Annotated in this window: 16 protein-coding genes; 8 read left to right on the top strand and 8 right to left on the bottom strand. The window is 60.6% G+C overall.

Going from position 1 to position 19032, the window contains the following annotated elements:
- Positions 1-5 precede the first annotated feature (5 nt).
- The 5 genes from E6W33_RS03385 to E6W33_RS03405 form a co-directional block, all read right to left on the bottom strand.
- Positions 6-1661 (bottom strand): methyl-accepting chemotaxis protein, encoded by a 1656-nt coding sequence (locus tag E6W33_RS03385; RefSeq protein WP_136414248.1) that lies wholly within the window; start codon positions 1659-1661, stop codon positions 6-8.
- 110 nt (positions 1662-1771) lie between these two features.
- Complete coding sequence (locus E6W33_RS03390; RefSeq protein ID WP_136414250.1) at positions 1772-3928, bottom strand: chemotaxis protein CheA; 2157 nt, start codon at positions 3926-3928, stop codon at positions 1772-1774.
- 26 nt (positions 3929-3954) lie between these two features.
- On the bottom strand, positions 3955-4278 hold the full coding sequence (locus E6W33_RS03395; RefSeq protein WP_136414252.1) for an STAS domain-containing protein: 324 nt from the start codon (positions 4276-4278) through the stop codon (positions 3955-3957).
- A 42-nt stretch (positions 4279-4320) separates the two neighbouring features.
- Positions 4321-4689, bottom strand: a complete 369-nt coding sequence (locus tag E6W33_RS03400) for a response regulator (protein WP_136414254.1) — start codon at positions 4687-4689, stop codon at positions 4321-4323.
- An 8-nt stretch (positions 4690-4697) separates the two neighbouring features.
- Positions 4698-5849 (bottom strand): methyl-accepting chemotaxis protein, encoded by a 1152-nt coding sequence (locus tag E6W33_RS03405; RefSeq protein WP_136414256.1) that lies wholly within the window; start codon positions 5847-5849, stop codon positions 4698-4700.
- A 405-nt stretch (positions 5850-6254) separates the two neighbouring features.
- Here E6W33_RS03405 and E6W33_RS03410 point away from each other — a divergent pair, with 405 nt between their 5' ends.
- Positions 6255-6941 carry a diphthine--ammonia ligase gene (locus E6W33_RS03410; RefSeq protein WP_247869490.1) on the top strand — a complete coding sequence of 229 codons (687 nt, stop codon included), beginning with the start codon at positions 6255-6257 and terminating at the stop codon, positions 6939-6941.
- A 4-nt stretch (positions 6942-6945) separates the two neighbouring features.
- On the opposite strand, the gene E6W33_RS03415 is transcribed toward E6W33_RS03410, so the two are convergent.
- The 3 genes from E6W33_RS03415 to E6W33_RS03425 all read right to left on the bottom strand — a co-directional run bounded on the left by E6W33_RS03415 (position 6946) and on the right by E6W33_RS03425 (position 9805).
- Positions 6946-8244 (bottom strand): TRAP transporter large permease subunit, encoded by a 1299-nt coding sequence (locus E6W33_RS03415; RefSeq protein WP_136414258.1) that lies wholly within the window; start codon positions 8242-8244, stop codon positions 6946-6948.
- 9 nt (positions 8245-8253) lie between these two features.
- On the bottom strand, positions 8254-8763 hold the full coding sequence (locus E6W33_RS03420; RefSeq protein WP_136414260.1) for a TRAP transporter small permease subunit: 510 nt from the start codon (positions 8761-8763) through the stop codon (positions 8254-8256).
- Positions 8764-8836: 73 nt separating this feature from the next.
- Complete coding sequence (locus E6W33_RS03425; RefSeq protein WP_247869491.1) at positions 8837-9805, bottom strand: TRAP transporter substrate-binding protein; 969 nt, start codon at positions 9803-9805, stop codon at positions 8837-8839.
- A gap of 303 nt (positions 9806-10108) precedes the next feature.
- Here E6W33_RS03425 and E6W33_RS03430 point away from each other — a divergent pair, with 303 nt between their 5' ends.
- From E6W33_RS03430 to E6W33_RS03460, 7 genes are all read left to right on the top strand, one after another.
- Positions 10109-13711: a hydantoinase B/oxoprolinase family protein gene (locus E6W33_RS03430; RefSeq protein WP_136414264.1), complete on the top strand. Its 3603-nt coding sequence runs from the start codon at positions 10109-10111 to the stop codon at positions 13709-13711.
- Positions 13712-14273: 562 nt separating this feature from the next.
- Positions 14274-14753, top strand: a complete 480-nt coding sequence (locus E6W33_RS03435; RefSeq protein ID WP_136414267.1) for a GreA/GreB family elongation factor — start codon at positions 14274-14276, stop codon at positions 14751-14753.
- A 46-nt stretch (positions 14754-14799) separates the two neighbouring features.
- Positions 14800-15330 carry a nucleotide exchange factor GrpE gene (grpE, locus tag E6W33_RS03440; protein ID WP_168798499.1) on the top strand — a complete coding sequence of 177 codons (531 nt, stop codon included), beginning with the start codon at positions 14800-14802 and terminating at the stop codon, positions 15328-15330.
- Positions 15331-15473: 143 nt separating this feature from the next.
- Entirely contained in the window at positions 15474-16292 is an 819-nt protein-coding gene (locus E6W33_RS03445; protein ID WP_136414271.1) for a uroporphyrinogen-III synthase, read from the top strand.
- A 47-nt stretch (positions 16293-16339) separates the two neighbouring features.
- On the top strand, positions 16340-16762 hold the full coding sequence (gene rnk / locus E6W33_RS03450) for a nucleoside diphosphate kinase regulator (RefSeq protein WP_168798500.1): 423 nt from the start codon (positions 16340-16342) through the stop codon (positions 16760-16762).
- A gap of 82 nt (positions 16763-16844) precedes the next feature.
- Positions 16845-17876 (top strand): C45 family peptidase, encoded by a 1032-nt coding sequence (locus E6W33_RS03455; protein WP_168798501.1) that lies wholly within the window; start codon positions 16845-16847, stop codon positions 17874-17876.
- 325 nt (positions 17877-18201) lie between these two features.
- On the top strand, positions 18202-19029 hold the full coding sequence (locus E6W33_RS03460) for a hypothetical protein (RefSeq protein WP_211097216.1): 828 nt from the start codon (positions 18202-18204) through the stop codon (positions 19027-19029).
- The last annotated feature ends 3 nt before the right edge of the window (positions 19030-19032 follow it).

Below are 19032 nucleotides of genomic sequence, written 5' to 3' on the forward strand. Positions count from 1 at the left end.
GCCTCCTAGAACTTGGTGAAATTCGCTTCGTCCAGGGCCGCATCGGTCGCAAGCGCCAGGTTGCCCGCAACAGTCTTGCCCGCGAATCCCCGCCTGGATGTGGCCTGCTCGACGGGCTTGCGCATCGGACGGACGGCCTTCGCCTGGTCACCGACGTCGAGTTTGAAGAAGGCCATCAACTGTTGCAGTTGCTCGGCCTGGCTGCTCATTTCCTCCGCCGTGGCCGCCAGCTCTTCCGAGCTCGATGCATTCTGCTGCGTGGTCTGGCTCAACTGCCCCACCGCTGCATTGATCTGCCCCACACCCGAGGATTGTTCCTCCGACGCCGCCGTGATTTCCTGCACCAGGTCGGAGGTCTTCTTGATGTTCGGCACCATCTCGTCCAGCAGCTTGCCCGCCTTCTCCGCCAGCTCCACGCTACTGGTCGCGACTTCGCCGATTTCCTGCGCGGCCACCTGGCTGCGCTCGGCCAGCTTGCGCACTTCGGCCGCCACCACCGCAAAACCCTTGCCGTGTTCGCCGGCACGCGCGGCTTCGATCGCCGCGTTCAGTGCCAGCAGGTTAGTCTGGTAGGCGATGTCGTCGATGATGCCGATCTTCTTCGCGATCTGATTCATGGCAGAGACGGTTTCCCGCACGGCCTCGCCGCCTTCGGCCGCTTCCTGCGCGGCCTTGGTCGCCATGCCGTCGGTGACCTTGGCGTTCTCGGTGTTCTGCGAAATCGACGCGGTCATCTGCTCGATCGAGGCGCTGGTTTCTTCCACGCCGGCGGCCTGCTCGCTTGCCGACTGCGACAGGGATTGCGCGGTTGCGCTGACTTCCTCCGAAGCACTGGCCAGTGCATGCGCTCCGCTGTTGACTTCGGCAACCACATGCGAAAGCTTGGTCACCATGGTTTTCATGGCATACAGGAGGCTGGATTCATCCTTGGCCTTGGTCTTGATCTCCAGCGACAGATTGCCCGCCGCGACTTCGCGCGCGATTTCCGTTGCGTAAGCCGGCTCGCCGCCCAGCTGTCGCAGCAAGCCCGACACGACCCAGGTTGCGAGCACGACCGCCAATGCGGTGGCAAGCCCCGTCATCATGATGATGGTATTGCGTGCGTCATGGAAGGTTGCATCCGACTCGCGCCCGGCTTCCTGCATCAACTCCCCCTGATAGTTGATCAGCGCATCCACTGCGTCGATGTAGGCGAGCTGGGTGGGACGCAGCTGCGACAGCAACAGTCCTTTTGCTTCGTCTTTCTTTCCATTGCCGACGAGGGTAATGAACTCCTCCTGATGCACCTTGTACTTGCCGCGTGCATCGAGCACGGCCTTCAACTGCTCTTTGCCCTTTGGCGTGGTGATGCTCTTTTCCAGCTTGTCGATTTGCTTGGCAATATTCGACTTCGCGGTTTCGATCGTCGCCAGCTCCTTGCGGATGGTTTCATGGTCGGAAAAGATGACGGCGTTCCGCATGGAGCGCGCAATCTGGTTGAGCTCGCCGATCATCTCGTAGCCATCCACAACCTTGGGATAGCGGTCATCGACAATTTTTTTCGTGCTCTCGTCCAGGTGGCCGAGGCGGGAAATTCCAATGAAGGCTGTTGCAAGCAACAGCAGGATCACTGCGCCAAAGCACAAGCCCAAGCGCGTTCCGATTTTCATATTGTTTAACATGCTGCACCTTTCAGTAATAGGCCTTTGTTATTCGCGTTTGCCACTTCATCGATCACATCCCGATGGTGGCTGTGCGTGCTTTTTTTTCGCTGATTGCTGTTACTGCTTTCTCATGCCGCCAGTTTCTGCTTCTCCCTGCCATCGATCACATTCAACAAGGCCGGCACATCGAGGATGAGCGCGACCTCGCCGCTGCCCAGAATGCTGGACCCGCTGATGCACTTGACCTGGTTGAACATCTTTCCCATTGGCTTGATGACCGTCTGGAATTCGCCGTGCAAGGCATCGACCACGAGGCCGGCCTTCTTGCCCGCATACTTGATGACGACGATGCTTTCGCGTCGTGCCGCCGCGCCTTCGATATCGAACAGTTCACGCAATCGAATGAAGGGCAGCACCTCGCCGCGCAGGTTGGTGTAGTCGTGGCCCGGTTCGCAGGAGAATTCGACGCACTCTTCGATCATGTCGAGCGGGACCACGAACATCGTCTTGCCGAGCCCCACCATGAAACCGTCGATGATCGCCAGCGTCAGCGGCAGGCGCACGGCCACCGTGGTGCCGATGCCTTCCTCGCTGCTGATATCGACACTGCCGCGCAGGGCGACGATGTTGCGCTTGACCACGTCCATGCCGACGCCGCGCCCGGAAAGGTTGGTGACCTGCTCGGCGGTGGAGAATCCCGGCTCGAAAATCAGCGCATAGATTTCGCTGTCGGTGAGCACGCGTCCCGCTTCCACCAGGCCGCGCTCGACGGCCTTCGCCAGGATCTTGTCGCGCTTGAGTCCGCCGCCGTCGTCGCTGACTTCGATGACGATGCTGCCGGAGTCGTGATACGCGTTGAGCCTGACGCTGCCATTGGCAGGCTTTCCGGCGGCAGTGCGTACTTCGGCGGATTCGATGCCGTGATCGATCGCATTGCGCACCAGGTGCATCAGGGGATCGGCGATTTTTTCCACCACGGTCTTGTCGAGCTCGGTGTCTTCGCCGCTGACGATCAGGCCGATGTCCTTGCCGAGTTCGCGCGATACATCGTGTACCACGCGCTGGAAACGATTGAAGGTAGCGCCGATCTTGACCATGCGCAGTTGCAGCGCGCTGTCGCGCACTTCCTCGACCAGGCCGGACAAGGTGGATGTACATTCCTGCAGCTCCGCGATCTGCGCGCGCCGCGCGATCAGGTTGGCCGAGGCACCCGCAATGATCAGTTCGCCGATCAAGTTGATCAGGTGGTCGAGCTTGTCGGCGTCCACGCGGATCGAGCGGTTCTCCTGCGTCTTGGAATCGTTGATCTTCTTCTGCTTGGCCAGCGCGGCCTCTACCACGTCGCGCTGCACCGCATGCTGCTCGACGAGGATGGTGCCGATAGGCGGCGCGGCGGGCGCGGCGTCCTGTTGCGCATTGAGCGCGGCGTCGAGTTCGTGCGCGGTGACGCTGCCGCAGCGCACGAGGATTTCGCCGAGACGCGCGGTTTCCTCCGGCAGTTCCTGGATCAGGCGGACGTATTCCGAAATGCGGCTGTGCGGTGGCAGAATGCTGATGCGGCAATCGTCGCGCACGAATTCGAATACGTTGTCGATCGCCGCCTTGTCTGCCTCGCTCTCGAACGCGATCTCGAAGCCGAGATAGCAGGATTCCGGATCGAGCTGATCGAGAGGAGGAACGCCGTCGGTCAGCGTGAAGATGGCGACAATACGTCCGAGCTTGCCGAGGTAGCGCAGGAAAGACAGCGGATCCATGCCGTTACGCAGCACGTCGGGACCGAAGCGCAGCGAGATGTGCCACTGGTTGTTGCCGCCGTTCAGTCCCTCGATGCGCTCGAATGCTTCCTCGCTCTGCTCGACAACGGCAAGCGCGCGTGCCGCTGTCGGCCCTGGCGCGTCGAGGTAAGTGCGCAATTGATCCGCCAGGGGCGTACCGCGTTGCACGCTGGCTTCGTCGCCGCCGGTCTGCCCGGCTTCCACGCCATCGATCAGGTCGCCGATATGGTCGCAGCAGGACAGCAGCAGGGTGACCAGCGTGTCGTCGATGCCGAGTTTGCCGTCGCGCACGCGGTCGAGCACGCTCTCCAGCACGTGCGTGAACGCGACGATATGGTCGAGGCTGAACAATCCGGCCGAGCCCTTGATGGTATGCGCGGTGCGAAAGATCGCGTGGATCATTTCGCTGTCGGCCTCCTCGCCCGCAAAGGCGAGCAGCGTGGTTTCCATGTCCTCCAGCAGTTCGCGGCTTTCGGCGATGAAGGTCTGCAGTGCGTCGTCAAGATTCATGTCATGCCTCGCTATGTCATGGGTCGTTATGCGGTGATGACCATCGGGTCGCCGAAGAAAGCGCTCATGTCGAGCAGCTCGAAGGCTTCCGTCACGGCCGCGCTGTGCGCAGCGAGCCGGATGTCCTTCTGCGCTCCCAGCGCGGCTTTCTTGGCGGCGATCAGGAGCTGCACGCCGGCAGCGTCGATTTCGGTGATGGCGGACAGATCGATCTCGAGCGTCTGACACTGCGCCAGCGAAGTCAGCAGCAACTGCTTCAGCTCGCCCGCCTGGTAGATGGTCATCTCGCCTTCGAGGGATAGCGAAAGTTCCGGACGAGCGCCGTCCTGACGCTTGTTGTCAGCGTTCATGGTGTACTCCGAGAATGGTTTAGTTGCGGATGTGTGGCGGCGCTATGGCAGTACCAGTTTTTGCACCGCGCTTAACAGCAGCTCGGGCTTGAACGGCTTGACCACCCAGGCCTTGGCGCCCGCTGCCTGGCCCTGTCGCTTCTTCGATTCTTCGGACTCGGTGGTCAGCATGATGACCGGCGTGAACTTGTACGCCGGGTGCTGCTTGACCGCGGTCAGGAAGGTGATCCCGTCCATCCTCGGCATGTTGACGTCGCTGATGATGAGGTGCACCTTCTGCCCCGTCAGCTTGGACAAGGCATCGGTACCGTCGCAGCCTTCGAGCACATCGTAGCCGGCGCCCTTGAGCGCGATGCCGACCACCTGCCGCAGCGACGCCGAATCATCCACGATCATGATTGTCTTGGCCATAATTCCCTCTAGAAAAAGGTGATTTCGTCGTCTTGTTTTTTCGCGAGTTGCTGACCGCCGTGCACGGCGCGTTCTTCGGCCATCGCATAGGAACCAGCGAGGTCGGCCAGCAGCGCTTGGGAATCGAGCGGCTGCAACATGCCCTCCAGTTCAAACTGCCGTCGGTGCTCGTCGAGGAATTCGGGAAGGCGATCGATGCTTTGCCGCACATGGCTCATGATCTGGCTGACGCGGTCCTGGAACTGCAATTGCACCAGCGCCTCGCTCACTTCCGATTTGATGCCGATGCTCTCGTCCTTGAGCAGGCTGGAGGAACGCACCAGCGCATCGGTGACATTGCGGAAATCGGCCAGCACCGCGCCGATGGTCGCTTCCGATGCCGACATCGAGCTTTCCTCCTGCTGCATCGACTGCCCGGCAGCCTCGCAGGTGGCGATGATGGCGTTGCTGATGAGGCCGACTTTCTCGGTGATGCGGCGGCCGGTTTCGCCGGACAGGTTGGACAGCATGCGCACTTCCTTGGCGACGACGGCAAAGCCGCGTCCCCGCTCGCCTGCGCGCGCGGCTTCGATGGCGGCATTCAGGGCCAGCAGATTGGTCTGGGCGGCGATTTGCGCGACTTCGTCGGCCATGTTCTTGAGTTCGGCGATGAAGTGTGCGAGACCCTGGATTTTTTCCAGCATGGCGGCCTTGCTGGCGGTGGCCGACTTCAGCGATTCGATGACCGCGCCCAGCTCCTTCTCGCTCGATGAGAACACGGCGACCAGGCCGGAATGGCGGTCGTCGACGGATTCGGTGGCGCTGCTCGATGCCTGCACGGCCTGCTCGAGCTTGTCGACAATGCCGGAAAAGCGCTGGGCCAGCGAGGACACGGCGTCGTCCATTTGCGTCATTGATGAGGCAATCTGGGCGGACCAGACCGGCGCCAGCGATTCGCCGAACTGCTGACGGCTGGCAATGTAGTCTTCGACGGGCTTGCGGAACTGGTCGCGCACCGCAACGCTGCGCAGGCCAATGACGATGCCCGCGATGCCGAGCGCGACGGCGGTCAGGATGCTGCTCAGCTCCCAGCGGCCGAATGCCATGGTGGCCACGCCGCCGGCGACTCCCAATGCGACGGGGGCAAGCGCATGGCGCCAGGATGTTGCGGGACGCTTCATGCCGGATGCGCGCAAGCGCCTGTATCGATTGTGGTCACCGCAATCCGGACGCAAAGCCGTCCCGCTTGTCTTGCAAGCATCGTCTTCCCCAATAATTAGCCGGTGCTTTTCTGTCAAGAAAATGTCCGGGATACCTAGAAAAACAGGCTTGTGCTGTTATTGCCTATTGGAAATTATCCTATCAGTTTTCTTTATTAACCCAATTAATTATTTTAATATCTTGTCGCAAATCAATCACACTGTGATGTAATTTTATTGCGCTAAATCAATGCCATCATTTCGGCCGAAGTGGTAGTGGAATCGGGCTGACGTGCAGGCGTTGGCGTTGACGTCGCCGACGCGGCTCTGCATCATTGCGTCGGCACCTGGCCGAGCAGGCCCCTCCCATCCACTCACCTTTTCACCATGAACAATATGACAATGCCGCAAGCCCTCGTTTCCTGGAGCGGCGGCAAGGATTCCTGCCTCGCGATGTGGCGTGCCCGACAATCCGGCATGGCGATTCGCCGCCTGATCACCGCGCTCGACGAAACCGGCGAGAGTTCACGCTCGCACGGCGTGCCGCCCGCACTGATCGCGGCGCAAGCCGAGGCGCTCGGCGCCGAGATGCGCTTCTATGAAACCTCGTGGAAGAACTACGAAGAACGATTCATCGCGACGCTCCATGCCGCACATGCCGACGGCATGACGCACGCGGTGTTCGGCGACATCGACCTCGTGCCGCATCGCGAATGGGAAGAGAAAGTCTGCGCCAGGGCCGGGATCGCGCCGGTCCTGCCCTTGTGGGACGAGCCTCGCCGCAAGCTGGTCGATGAATTCCTGTCGCTGGGCTTCAAGGCAGTCGTGGTGTGCGTGAATGGCAACCATCTGGGGGAAGAGTTCGTCGGACGTGATTTCGACGACGCGTTTCTTGCCGACCTGCCGGCCAGCGTGGATGCCTGCGGAGAAAACGGCGAATTCCACACCTTCGTCTACGACGGCCCCGGATTCGCGCACCCGGTCGCCTTCCGGCGCGACTGCAAGCAGAGCTACGCGTCGCCGCCGGAACTGGGGACGGCGACCTATTATTTCCAGCGACTGGTCGCCGCCTGAGCGCTTATCGCATCATGGATTTCGGCAGCCAGGTGACCAGGTCCGGGACAAAGTAGACCAGCGTCACGGCGGCCACCATCAGGAAAAACATCGGCAGCGCCGCCCTGGCGATCCAGGGCACCTGTTTCTTTGTCATGCCCTGCAACACGAACAGGTTGAAGCCGACCGGCGGCGTGATCTGCGCCATCTCGACCACCAGCACGATGAAGATGCCGAACCAGATCAGGTCGATGCCGGCCTTCTCGATCGTCGGCAGGATCACGCCCATGGTCAGCACCACCATGGAAATGCCGTCGAGGAAGCAGCCGAGAATGATGAAGAACACCATCAGCGCCATGATCAGCATGAAGTTCGACAGTCCGAGCGAGCCTATCCATTCCGCCAGATGGCGCGGCAGTCCGAGATAGCCCATCGAGATGGTCAGGAATTGCGCGCCCGCCAGGATCAGCACGATCATGCAGTACAGGCGCGTCGCACCCATCAGGCTGTCGGCGAAGGTGCGGCGGTTGAGCGAGCCTTGCACGGCAGAGAGAATCAGCGCGCCGATCACGCCGACGGCGGCGGCTTCGGTCGGCGTCACCCAGGGTGAATAGACCGCACCCAGCACCAGCGCGATCAGCAGCACCACCGGCAACAGGTGACGCGACGCGTACAGCTTCTGTGCGAAGGTATAGCTTTCGGTGGCGCGCGGCAAGGCGTTCGGGTTCAGCAAGGCCCAGATGGCGATATAGCCGGAGAACAGGCCGGCGAGCAGAATCCCGGGGATGACGCCGGCGATGAACAGCTTGGCGATCGAGACGTTGGCCATCACGCCGTACACGATCATGATGATGGACGGCGGAATCAGCAGGCCGAGCGTGCCGGCGCCCGCCAGCGTGCCGATGATCTTGTCCTCCGGATAGCCACGCGCAGTCAGCTCGGGCACCGTCATCTTGCCGATGGTCGCGCAGGTCGCGGCGGAGGAGCCCGACACCGCGGCGAAGATCGCGCAGCCGATCACATTGGTGTGCAGCAGCCGGCCCGGCACCCGCTCCAGCCAGGGCGCAAGTCCCTTGAACATGTCTTCCGACAGCTTGGTGCGGAACAGGATTTCGCCCATCCAGATGAACAGCGGCAGCGCCGTCAGCGTCCATGAGGAAGCCGCGCCCCAGATCGTCACCGCCATCGCATCGCCCGCCGGACGCGCCGAGAAGAGTTCCATGCCGAGCCATGCGACGCCCGACAGCGCGAGCCCGACCCAGACGCCGGAACCGAGAATGGCAAACAGGGCAACAATCAGCAATATCGTGGTCAAGAGTTCCATCGTCCCGCCTTATTCACTATGCACCGATTCTGCCGATTCTATGACGACGCGCTTGCCGCGGATTTCCATCACGAGGTCATCGACCAGCGCAATGAACAGCACGACCGCGCCGATTGCCATCGGGATCTGCGGGATCCACAGCGGCGTCGCATCATTGCCGGTGGAGATGTCATGAAAATCCCAGGACTGCCAGGCAAGCCGTATCGCGTAGAACGCAAAGGCGCCCGACAGGACGCAGCCTGCCAGCAGCGACCAGATTTCCAGCGCGTGGCGCGCCTTGTCCGACACCGCATGCAGCAGCAGCGAGACGCGGATATGTTCGCCGCGTTTCAGGGTGTGCGCGAGCGCCAGAAAGCCGGTGGCCGCCATGCTGTAGCCAGCGTACATGTCGGTGCCGCGCCAGCCCAGTCCGAACATGCGGTCGGCGATGCCGGCCACGACCATCAGCAAGGTGCCGATCATGAAAAACGCCGCGGCATAGCCCGCAGCGTCGTAGAGTTTGTCGAGAAATGCGCGCATGTGATCCTTTCCTGGCGCCCGTCGTGATGCACCACTCCTCCCGGCGCCATGCCGGAAGGAGCGTCGTTCAGCTTTACTTGCTGTAGGCGTCGATCACGGCCTTGCCTTCCGGGCCGGCCTTCTTCAGCCAGTCGGCCAGCATGGTGTTGCCGATCTGCTTGAAGTCGGCCTGCATCTTCGCCGATGGCGCGTGGACGGTCATGCCCTTTTTCTTCAGCTCGGTCAGGTACCAGTCGTTCTTGGTGCTGGACATGGTCCATCCGCGCGTCTCGGCATCGGCGGCGGCTTTCAGGACGGCGCCTTGGGTGGTCTTGTCGAGTGCGTCGAAGGCTTTCTTGTTGACGATGATGGCATTCTTCGGCAGCCAGGCCTGGATGTCGTAGAAGTTGTTGAGCTGTTCATAGACCTTGGAGTCGTAACCGGTCGAGCCGGAAGTCATGAATGCCTCGACCACGCCGGTCGCCAGCGCCTGCGACAGCTCGGATGCCTGCACCGTCACCGGCTGCGCGCCGACCAGTTCCGCGATGCGGCTGGTGGCCGGGCTGTAGGCGCGCCATTTCATGCCGCGCAGATCGGAGGCCGACTCGATCGGCTTCTTGGTGTAGATCCCTTGCGGCGGCCAGGCGACCGCGAACAGCATCATCATGCCCTGCTTGCCCAGCAAATCGTCCTGCGCCTTCTTCGATGCCTTGTAGAGTTTTTGCGCCTGCTGGTAGGACGTCGCAAGGAAGGGAATGCCGTCCAGGCCGTACAGCGGGTTTTCGTTCTCGAAGTTGACCAGCAGGATCTCGCCTGCCTGTACCTGGCCGCCCTGCACCGCGCGCTTGATTTCCGGCGCCTTGAACAGCGAAGCGTTGGCATGAACGGTGATCTTGAGTTTGCCGCCCGTGGCCTTGTCCACTTCGTTGGCGAACTGCTGGATGTTTTCAGTGTGGAAGTTATTGGCCGGATAAGCGGTCGCCATGTCCCACTTGGTCTGCGCATGGGCGGCGAGTGCCAGGGTGAACGCGGATAGTGCAACTGCCAGTCGATTCAAACGCATGATAGTCCTCTCCATAGTTGGTCTTCTATTGCCATGCATTTGCACGGCACGCACTCCAAAACTATTTCCGGCCGCCAGCGAACAGACAAGCGATGGCTTTCATTATGACAACAAATCGGCCCGGCCGTATTGCGCCCTGCAGCCGACTTGTCCAAGCCTTGTTTTAGAACCGGAATCCTGCGCAATTCATACATTTCATCAACAAAACGTTAACGAAATGTTGATTAATGCTAGTAAACTTGTCGCTATAATGTCAAGCGACATCTTTCGCCGGGCAGTTTTTATTCCAATTCGGGGGCGTACATGCAACGTTGGCAATTCTGGATCGACCGCGGCGGCACCTTTACCGATATTGTTGCCAGACGGCCGGACGGCGCGCTGATCACGCACAAGCTGCTGTCGGAGAATCCGGAGCAGTACAAGGATGCAGCGGTGGCGGGCATCCGCCGCGTGCTCGGCCTCGCACCGGATGCCAGGATCGGCGCCGACCAAGTCGAGGCCGTCAAAATGGGCACCACCGTCGCCACCAACGCGCTGCTGGAGCGCAAGGGCGACCCGACCGTGCTCGCGATCACCCGCGGCTTTCGCGATGCATTGCGCATCGCCTACCAGAACCGGCCGCGCCTGTTCGACCGCCACATCGTGCTGCCCGAACTGCTGTACCAGGAAGTGGTCGAGATCGATGAGCGCATCGGCGCGCACGGCGAAGTCGTCACGCCGCTCGACCGGGATGCCGCACGCATCGCGCTGCAACAGGCCTACGACAAGGGCATACGCTCGGTGGCGATCGTGTTCATGCACGGCTACCGCCATACGCAGCACGAGGCGATGGTCGAGGACATCGCACGCGCCATCGGCTTCACCCAGATCTCGGTATCACACAAGGTCAGTCCGCTGATGAAACTGGTGTCGCGCGGCGACACCACCGTAGTCGATGCCTACCTGTCGCCGATCCTGCGCCGCTATGTCGATCAGGTTGCGCAGGACATGCCCGGCGTGAACCTGCAATTCATGCAGAGCAATGGCGGCCTGGCGGACGCGCACCGATTCTTCGGCAAGGACTCGATCCTCTCCGGGCCCGCCGGCGGCATCGTCGGCATGGTGCGCACCAGCCAGTTGGCCGGCTTCGACAAGGTGATCGGTTTCGACATGGGCGGCACCTCCACCGACGTGTCGCATTTCGCCGGCGAATTCGAGCGTGCGTTTGAAACACAGGTGGCCGGCGTGCGTATGCGTGCGCCGATGATGAGCATTCACACCGTCGCAGCCGGCGGCGGCTCCATCCTGCATTTCGACGGATCGCGCTACCGCGTCGGCCCCGACAGCGCCGGCGCCAATCCCGGCCCGGCCAGTTATCGCCGCGGCGGTCCGCTGACCGTCACCGATTGCAACGTCATTCTCGGCAAGATACAACCGGCGCATTTCCCGGCGGTGTTCGGCCCGCAAGCGAACCAGCCGCTCGATGCGCAAGCCGCCGAATGGAAATTCCGCGACATGGCGCAGGACATCGGGCGCGCAACCGGGCGCATCCCGGCGATCGAGGAAGTGGCCGAAGGCTTCATCGAAATCGCGGTCGGCAACATGGCCAACGCGATCAAGCAGATTTCCGTGCAGCGCGGCCATGACGTGACCGAATACGTGCTCACCACCTTCGGCGGCGCCGGCGGCCAGCATGCCTGCCTGGTGGCGGATGCGCTCGGCATGACCACCGTCTTCGCGCACCCGCTCGGCGGCGTGCTGTCGGCTTACGGCATGGGCCTCGCCGATCAAACCGCGATGCGCGAATCGGCAGTGGAAGTCGCGCTGAATCAGGATGCCGTGCCGGCACTGCAGACCCGACTCGATCAACTGGCCGACGAAGCGCGCACGGACCTGCTGTCGCAAGGCGTCGCGGCAGAGCGCATCCAGACCATACAACGCGTGCATCTGCGCTATGAAGGCACCGACTCCGCGCTGACCGTTCTGTTCGACAGCGCCGACGGCATGCTCGCGCAATTCGAAACCGCCTACAAGAAACAGTTCTCCTTCCTCATGCCCGGCAAGGCGCTGATCGTGGAAGCGGTGTCGGTCGAGGTCATCGGCAAGTCAGCCGAGGCGCAGGAAAGCGCGCCTGTGCTGCCGCCACGCGCAGGCAGCTTGCACGCCGCCGAGACGGTGCGCCTGTATTCCGCCGGCCGCTGGCACGATGCCCTGCTCTACAAGCGCGAAGACACGCGCCCCGGCGACATCATCCATGGCCCGGCCATCATCGCGGAAGCGAATGCGACCACGGTCGTCGAGCCCGGCTGGCAGGCGCGGGTCACACCGCTCTACCACCTCGTGCTGACGCGCGTGGAAGCGCGTCCCGAGCGGCGCGCGATCGGCACCACCGCCGACCCGGTGATGCTGGAAGTCTTCAACAACCTGTTCATGTCGATCGCCGAGCAGATGGGCCTGCGTCTGCAGAACACCGCCTATTCGGTGAACATCAAGGAGCGACTCGATTTTTCCTGCGCGATTTTCGATGCCGACGGCAACCTGATCGCCAACGCGCCGCACATGCCGGTTCATCTCGGCTCCATGGGCGAAAGCATCAAGACGGTCATTCGCGAGAATGCAGGCAAGATGCAGCCGGGCGACGTCTTCATGCTGAACGATCCCTACCACGGCGGCACGCACCTGCCGGATGTCACCGTCATCACGCCGGTCTTCGACGAGAACGATGCGACGGTGCTGTTCTACGTCGGTTCGCGCGGCCATCACGCCGACATCGGCGGCACCACGCCGGGATCGATGCCGCCGGATTCCACCGTGGTTGAAGAAGAAGGCGTGTTGATCGACAACTTCAAGCTGGTCGACGCCGGCCGCCTGCGCGACAAGGAAACGCTGGCCATGCTGCGCGGTGCCCGCTACCCCGCGCGCAATCCGGAACAGAACCTGGCCGACTTCCGCGCGCAGATCGCGGCCAACCAGAAAGGCGTGGAAGAACTGCGCAAGATGGTCGCGCACTTCGGGCTGGATGTCGTCCGCGCCTACATGCAGCATGTTCAGGACAACGCGGAAGAAGCCGTGCGCCGCGTGATCACCGCGCTGAGAGACGGCGCGTACGAGTACGTTCTCGACAACGGCGCAGTGATCCGCGTCGCAATCCGCGTGAACCAGGCCGAGCGCTCCGCCGAGATCGATTTCACCGGCACCTCACCGCAACTGACGAACAACTTCAACGCACCGTCCGCAGTGTGCATGGCAGCCGTGCTCTATGTGTTCCGCACCCTGGTCAACGACGACATTCCCCTGAACGCCGGCTGTCTGAAGCCCTTGCACGTCATCATTCCCGAAGGCTCGATGCTCAATCCGCACTACCCCGCATCCGTCGTGTCCGGCAATGTCGAAACCTCGACCTGCATCACCAACGCGCTCTACGGCGCGCTCGGCGTGATGGCGGCCTCGCAAGGCACGATGAACAACTTCACGTTCGGCAACGACAAGTACCAGTACTATGAAACCATCTCCGGCGGCTCCGGCGCCGGAGATGGTTTCGATGGCACCGACGTCGTACAGACCAACATGACCAACTCGCGGCTGACCGATCCCGAAGTGCTCGAATGGCGCTTCCCGGTGCGGCTGGAAAGCTACGAAATTCGCCATGGTTCCGGCGGCAAGGGCAAATGGCACGGCGGCAATGGCGGCGTGCGCAAGGTGCGCTTCCTCGAAAACATGACCGCGTCCATCTTGTCGAACAATCGCTTGCATGGTGCGTTCGGCATGGCTGGCGGCAAAGCTGGTGAACCGGGGCGGAATATCGTCGTGCGTCGCGACGGCAGCGTGGAGGAGTTGGCGCATGTGGCACGGACCGAGATGCAGGCGGGGGATGTGTTCGTGATTGAAACGCCGGGCGGCGGAGGATATGGAACAACGCAAGGGTGACCCACAAGTCAAAGGCAGCCGACGAGTCATGCCTTTTTCATTTCAGAAACACATGAACTTGTCGGTGCCGACGTTAGTGCATGACACGCAGATCGCTTGTACAGAATCTCCATGTGCGCCCTTATTTCAATGCGTTCATCAATGCCCGCAGCTGCGGCGTCCCCGCTTGACGTCAGGAGCAAAGTGTATATACTCAGCTTCAATTGCTCCATACACGCAAGCACACATGAACAAGCCCTGCATTCTTTCGAATCGCAATTGTTCATCCCTGAACGAGGGAGATGTGTGTATGCCTGCATCCTTCGATTCCACACGTTCTCTTCATTCCTCGCTGCGCGGATATTCCGCATCGCGCGCCCTCGGCACGCGGCTCTCCGTCCGAGTTCCCGCCTTCCTCTCTTAGGCTCGGTGAGCGCCTGAGAGAGCCACCCGGCCTTCTCAGCACTCCCGAGCCCCCACACGAAATCCTGAAGGTTTATTGACGCCCTCGGTGCGTCTCGTACCGTGCATTTCTATTGTCGGCCCTGCGTCCTGCGCAGCGGCCGCAGGGATCTTTTTTGCCATGAAAAATCAACGCTTCTTGTCACAAGACGACGCCAGCACCCTCAGCACCTTGGCCGAGCACCTGCTGCGCACGCAGGACGCCAGAATGAATTTTGCCGAGGATCTCGTCGAGCTCGTTTCGACATCAATCCTTCTTCCCGAGAACGCGCGGCGGAATGACTGCGTCGCGCTCTACACGGAAGTGACCTATCGCGTAGTCGGTTCGGGCGAACTGCATTCCATCCATATCGTCAGCCCGCATGACCACAACGCCGCGCTCGCACGCATTTCGATTCTTGCTCCGCTCGCGATGTCGCTAGTCGGGCGTCCTGTCGGCAGCATCGTGGAAGTCAGTCTCCCGTTTGGCAAGCAACAGCGCGTCGAAATCGTCGCAATCGAACCTCGGCTAAGCGTAGCGAACGAGCCGACTGCCCGCCCTGCCGGAGGACAGGAAACTCGCTCGTCCGGCATGCAGAGCAAACGTGGCATGCGCGGTTGACACGACACCCCGGGATCAATCACTCGAAGAGGCAATGATGCGAGATATGAACACGACGCCAAACAGCCATCCGGAAACGGCCGACACAACGCAAGATAGCGGCCGTGATGTAGGCAGACAGAGAATGGCGGTCCGGTTGGCGGAAATCGAAATGCGTTCCGAGGAATTACAGCGCGCAATACGAAATGCACTCGGCGAGAGCGAGTATGCGCGGCACCGCGCAGAATCGGATCTCGCCCATGCATACAAGTTCGCGATCGAAATCTTTGCGAAGGCGTTGCTGCCATTCAAGGACACGCTCGAGGCGGCTCTGAAGATCGACACATCGGATGCAAATGCCCTGAAGGCGGGCCTTGCTCTCAGTCTCAAGCAGCTGGACAACGCGTTCCAGCGGAACGGCTTGCTCGAGATATGCCCGCAGCCCGGAGAGAGATTCGATGCCGAAAGGCACAGATCTGTCTCGGTCGGCAGCCGAATCGGCGAGAGAGAAAGGATCGCCTCGACTGAACGCAAGGGGTACGAACTCAATGGCCGCGTCATTCGACCGGCAGCGGTGATGCTGCGCCGGGAAAAATAACGGGTACGCCTGTCGTTGAGAAAAGGACGAGATGCCAGGCTTGGCGGAACTTGTTGTGGGCAAGGTGAGAAACATTCTCGACGACGCATCAAGATGCAATACGCAATCCGCCATCGCGCATCACTGATATTCAAGTCGATTGAATGAGCACTGCAATGGAATGCCAGGCAAGCACTACGCCCCTGCCCGCGTCAATCGTGGTCACCCGGCCAATTGGGCAGGCGCAATCGCTATCCGATCGAATCGCTGCGATGGGGCTGACGACCACAGTCTTTCCGCTCCTTGACATCCTCCCTGCTCCGGATGAACTTGAGATCGATTCGGCAGCGAGCAGACTGCATGACTACGCGATGGTCGTTTTCGTCAGCGCGAATGCGGTTGACGCATTTCTTCCGCGCGTTGCTCACTGGCCGGATCGGCTGGCGTGCGCGGTAGTCGGCGAGGGCACCCGCATGCGGCTCGCACAATTCGGATTGGACGAGGACAGCATCAAGATCGTCAGCCCATGGCCGGGTCAGTCACAAGACTCGAAGTCGCTTTTTGCACGCCTGGATCTCGCAACGCTCCGTCATCGAAGGGTACTCATCGTCAGAGCGGAGTCGGGCCGCGATTACCTCGCCAGGGCGCTGACAAAGAACCAGGTCTGGGTCGACTGCATCGCGGCATATCGAAGAATTGCCCCGGAGATGGACGCAACAAGAATCGCGAGATTAAGTGCCTTGCTCGAACAGCGTCACTGCTGGGTGATGACGAGCGGCGAGTCGGTCGCCGTGCTGCTGGAGATGGCGAAGACGATTCATGGCTTGCGTGGAGCAAGGGATGCGCGTGAACAGTATCTGCTGGTGTCGCATCACAGGATCGCGGCAAGTGCCAGATCGTTGGGTTTTGCCCGCATTATCACTTGCGGAACCGGAGATGATGCCATTGTGTCTTGCCTCCGGTCTCTTCTTGAGCGCAAGTAATCTGGGGCGGCGAGCCGTCAAGCGCGATTCAAACCATGGAGGCCCCCATGCAACAAGAGCTGAGTCATTCAAGTACCGTGGTGATATCCGCGGTCGATCGGCGTCGTCTTCGGAAGCTGCTGGCATCCGAAAAGCCGGAACAATCACATGCGTCGACTTTGCTTCATCAAAAACTTGCACTGGCCCGTATCCTCGCGCCGGAGGCGATGCCGCCGGATGTCGTGACGATGAACTCTCGCGTGCTGATGCTGGAGATCGATAGCCAGGCCGAATATGGATTTACGCTTTCGTATCCGTGGCTCGCAACCGATCCAGGCAATATTTCGGTCCTTGCTCCGGTCGGCGCCGCAGTACTTGGGCTTGCGCGCGGACAGGAAATCTATTGGCGAAGACGTAGCGGCCGTCTGACTGGCATGCGGGTGCTGACTATCCTCTATCAGCCGGAAGCCTGTGGCGATTTTGACCTTTGATGGCGGTGCAACGATGACAGGCATCGCCTGCGACAAAAACCATTCCCTTGTTCCATCACAGCGTGAAGCAGGAGATCACACCATGACTCGAATAATCGAAGGAAAGCCCTATGCAATCGGGGAAGCACTTGGACGATTGGGTAGGCATGCCATCAAGGGACTGCTTGAGTGCGCGGACTGGCAACGCCTGCAGAAGTGGCGCGGAGGCCGCGTGCTTTGCAGGCTGATCGACCGGACGAAAAAAACCTTTCCCGCATATTGGGACGAAATTTGCGGCATGGGCGCAGGTCTGGGAATGGATCCCGCGGACGTGTTCTTGTGGAATTGCCGATGCGACCTTCTTGCCGCGACCGGCATTGCCAGCAGCTCGATCGCGATCAACCGATTGGGCGCCGGACTGGTCGCGCAAAATCTGTGCGACCAGTCCGACCTCGCCAGCGCCAGCGAAGTCCTCGACATCCGGCCGGAAGGTAAACCCGGTTTTCTGGCCTTGTCCATGCCCGGCTGCCTTCCGGGTTTTGGGTGCGCCGCGAATCGTGCCGGAATTGTTCAGATTGTCGACAATATCGAGGGCGGAGAATTCAGCTTCGGAATCCCGAGCGCCGTCATCGCGCGCGCCGTGCTCGATACCAGTTCGCTCGGAGATGCGATCGAGCTGGCCATCGAGATCGAGCGCGTCGGCTCGTGTCACCACATCCTGGCTGCCGCCGGGGAATTCGTGATGGTTGGCATTGAAGCGGATTCCTTCGATTCCACGCTTGTGCCGATTTCCAATAAATACTGGCACACCAACCATCTGCTGAGAACAGGCACTGCGGACTATGCACGTCCACGACAAGCATCCGTCGATCGGCACAGGAAGCTGGGAAAGCTGCTTGAGCAGATGCCGTCACACCCCATGCCGGAAGACGTTCTGTCCCTCCTGGATTCGTCCATCAGCGGGCCATGCGATCTGTCTGGCGGCAGAGAGGTCTTGATCCCGGCCGAAGGGAATGCCGGGACCGCTTTCTTCAAGATTACGCAAGAGCAGATACACGTCTCGCTGCTTCGTCCATGTGACGCTGATGTCACGAATCACCTGATCGAAGTGGAAGACCGCGTGCGGCTGCAATGAGCAAGCATGGTGCCGCGGCGAGGCGCGGCACTGCTCGTACGCGCTGTCTCGTTGACCCTTCGAGCGTTACCACCAGCTGCGCCTCGGTGACGTAAGAGCCTCCAGCATTTGACCTTCCCAACCCGGCATCATGCCTGAGAGGGTGGACGGAGGTGCCCTGCAAGCAGAATTCGAAAATGCGACTCAGAAAGGACAGCATCAAGGTCATTCAATGATTGATGCGGATTCTTCCTTGTCAGCATTATCATGGCGGCTTTGCGCGCAATTTATCCAGCGCCAGGCAGATCCATCCTGTCACCGGCACCAAACGTAAAGGGAATTTCTGATGAGGGCATCAAAATCACCAAAACTGCATTTCGCCATCATGATCATGATCGTCCTTGTCTGGCTAATGGCCTATCCAATCGCAAGGAGCCTCGTGCCAGACACCACTTTTAGCGAGCCATTTGACAAGATATATAACGGGCTCAATGTCCTGTTCACCGCGCTAGCCTTTGGCGGGGTGATCAGCACCCTGTTGTTTCAGGTCGAGGAATCGAAAGTCGCCCGGCGCGAGGAGATTGAACGCTCCATTTTCGAACTGTTTCAGACCTTCACCAGCCTGGAGTTCCAGCACGTCAAGGATTGTTCTTTCCGTGCACTTCTGGCGGCAGTCAAAAATCGCGAATACGCCGAATTCCTGGCGAGCCGCCTGTTTGTCGTTGAGCAGCTGCCGTTCCCTGTTGCCAGCACCGCCACCCTGTGCGAATTGGACGAAGCGAAGAAGAACAAAAGCGAAGAGGACATGGTTCATGCTGACCGCGCCGATCGCCTCATGCTAGACAACATGCTCAATTTCTTTGCCATGCTTGCACAGCGCGAGTCCTCCGCAACTGTCATCAAACACTGTGACTTCGCCTACGACTGGTGGCGGCCGGTGCTTTGGCTCATCGGTCAATTACAGCAGGAGCGCTACGCCTCATCTGAAGTGATCCGCAAGTACTGCAAGAATCAGCTTATCGTCGTTACCCTGAAATCGCTGGACAGCATCTACGGGCATGGCCCGCTCAACACCCGTGAGGAAATCTGGGAGTACATCACCCACCATCCAAAGCTAATCGCATTCGGACTGGATCACCGTTTCCAGGCGCTTACTGGCTGCAAGGCCGGCTAAGTC

Source organism: Herbaspirillum sp. ST 5-3 (assembly GCF_004804275.1).
Taxonomy (GTDB): Bacteria; Pseudomonadota; Gammaproteobacteria; order Burkholderiales; family Burkholderiaceae_D; genus Noviherbaspirillum.

Excerpts from the sequence above, each read along its gene's own strand:
- E6W33_RS03385 (WP_136414248.1), bottom strand. The coding sequence starts at position 1,661 with ATGTTAAACAATATGAAAATCGGAACGCGCTTGGGCTTGTGCTTTGGC.
- E6W33_RS03390 (WP_136414250.1), bottom strand. The coding sequence starts at position 3,928 with ATGAATCTTGACGACGCACTGCAGACCTTCATCGCCGAAAGCCGCGAA.
- E6W33_RS03395 (WP_136414252.1), bottom strand. The coding sequence starts at position 4,278 with ATGAACGCTGACAACAAGCGTCAGGACGGCGCTCGTCCGGAACTTTCG.
- E6W33_RS03400 (WP_136414254.1), bottom strand. The coding sequence starts at position 4,689 with ATGGCCAAGACAATCATGATCGTGGATGATTCGGCGTCGCTGCGGCAG.
- E6W33_RS03405 (WP_136414256.1), bottom strand. The coding sequence starts at position 5,849 with ATGAAGCGTCCCGCAACATCCTGGCGCCATGCGCTTGCCCCCGTCGCA.
- E6W33_RS03410 (WP_247869490.1), top strand. The coding sequence starts at position 6,255 with ATGAACAATATGACAATGCCGCAAGCCCTCGTTTCCTGGAGCGGCGGC.
- E6W33_RS03415 (WP_136414258.1), bottom strand. The coding sequence starts at position 8,244 with ATGGAACTCTTGACCACGATATTGCTGATTGTTGCCCTGTTTGCCATT.
- E6W33_RS03420 (WP_136414260.1), bottom strand. The coding sequence starts at position 8,763 with ATGCGCGCATTTCTCGACAAACTCTACGACGCTGCGGGCTATGCCGCG.
- E6W33_RS03425 (WP_247869491.1), bottom strand. The coding sequence starts at position 9,805 with ATGCGTTTGAATCGACTGGCAGTTGCACTATCCGCGTTCACCCTGGCA.
- E6W33_RS03430 (WP_136414264.1), top strand. The coding sequence starts at position 10,109 with ATGCAACGTTGGCAATTCTGGATCGACCGCGGCGGCACCTTTACCGAT.
- E6W33_RS03435 (WP_136414267.1), top strand. The coding sequence starts at position 14,274 with ATGAAAAATCAACGCTTCTTGTCACAAGACGACGCCAGCACCCTCAGC.
- grpE (WP_168798499.1), top strand. The coding sequence starts at position 14,800 with ATGAACACGACGCCAAACAGCCATCCGGAAACGGCCGACACAACGCAA.
- E6W33_RS03445 (WP_136414271.1), top strand. The coding sequence starts at position 15,474 with ATGAGCACTGCAATGGAATGCCAGGCAAGCACTACGCCCCTGCCCGCG.
- rnk (WP_168798500.1), top strand. The coding sequence starts at position 16,340 with ATGCAACAAGAGCTGAGTCATTCAAGTACCGTGGTGATATCCGCGGTC.
- E6W33_RS03455 (WP_168798501.1), top strand. The coding sequence starts at position 16,845 with ATGACTCGAATAATCGAAGGAAAGCCCTATGCAATCGGGGAAGCACTT.
- E6W33_RS03460 (WP_211097216.1), top strand. The coding sequence starts at position 18,202 with ATGAGGGCATCAAAATCACCAAAACTGCATTTCGCCATCATGATCATG.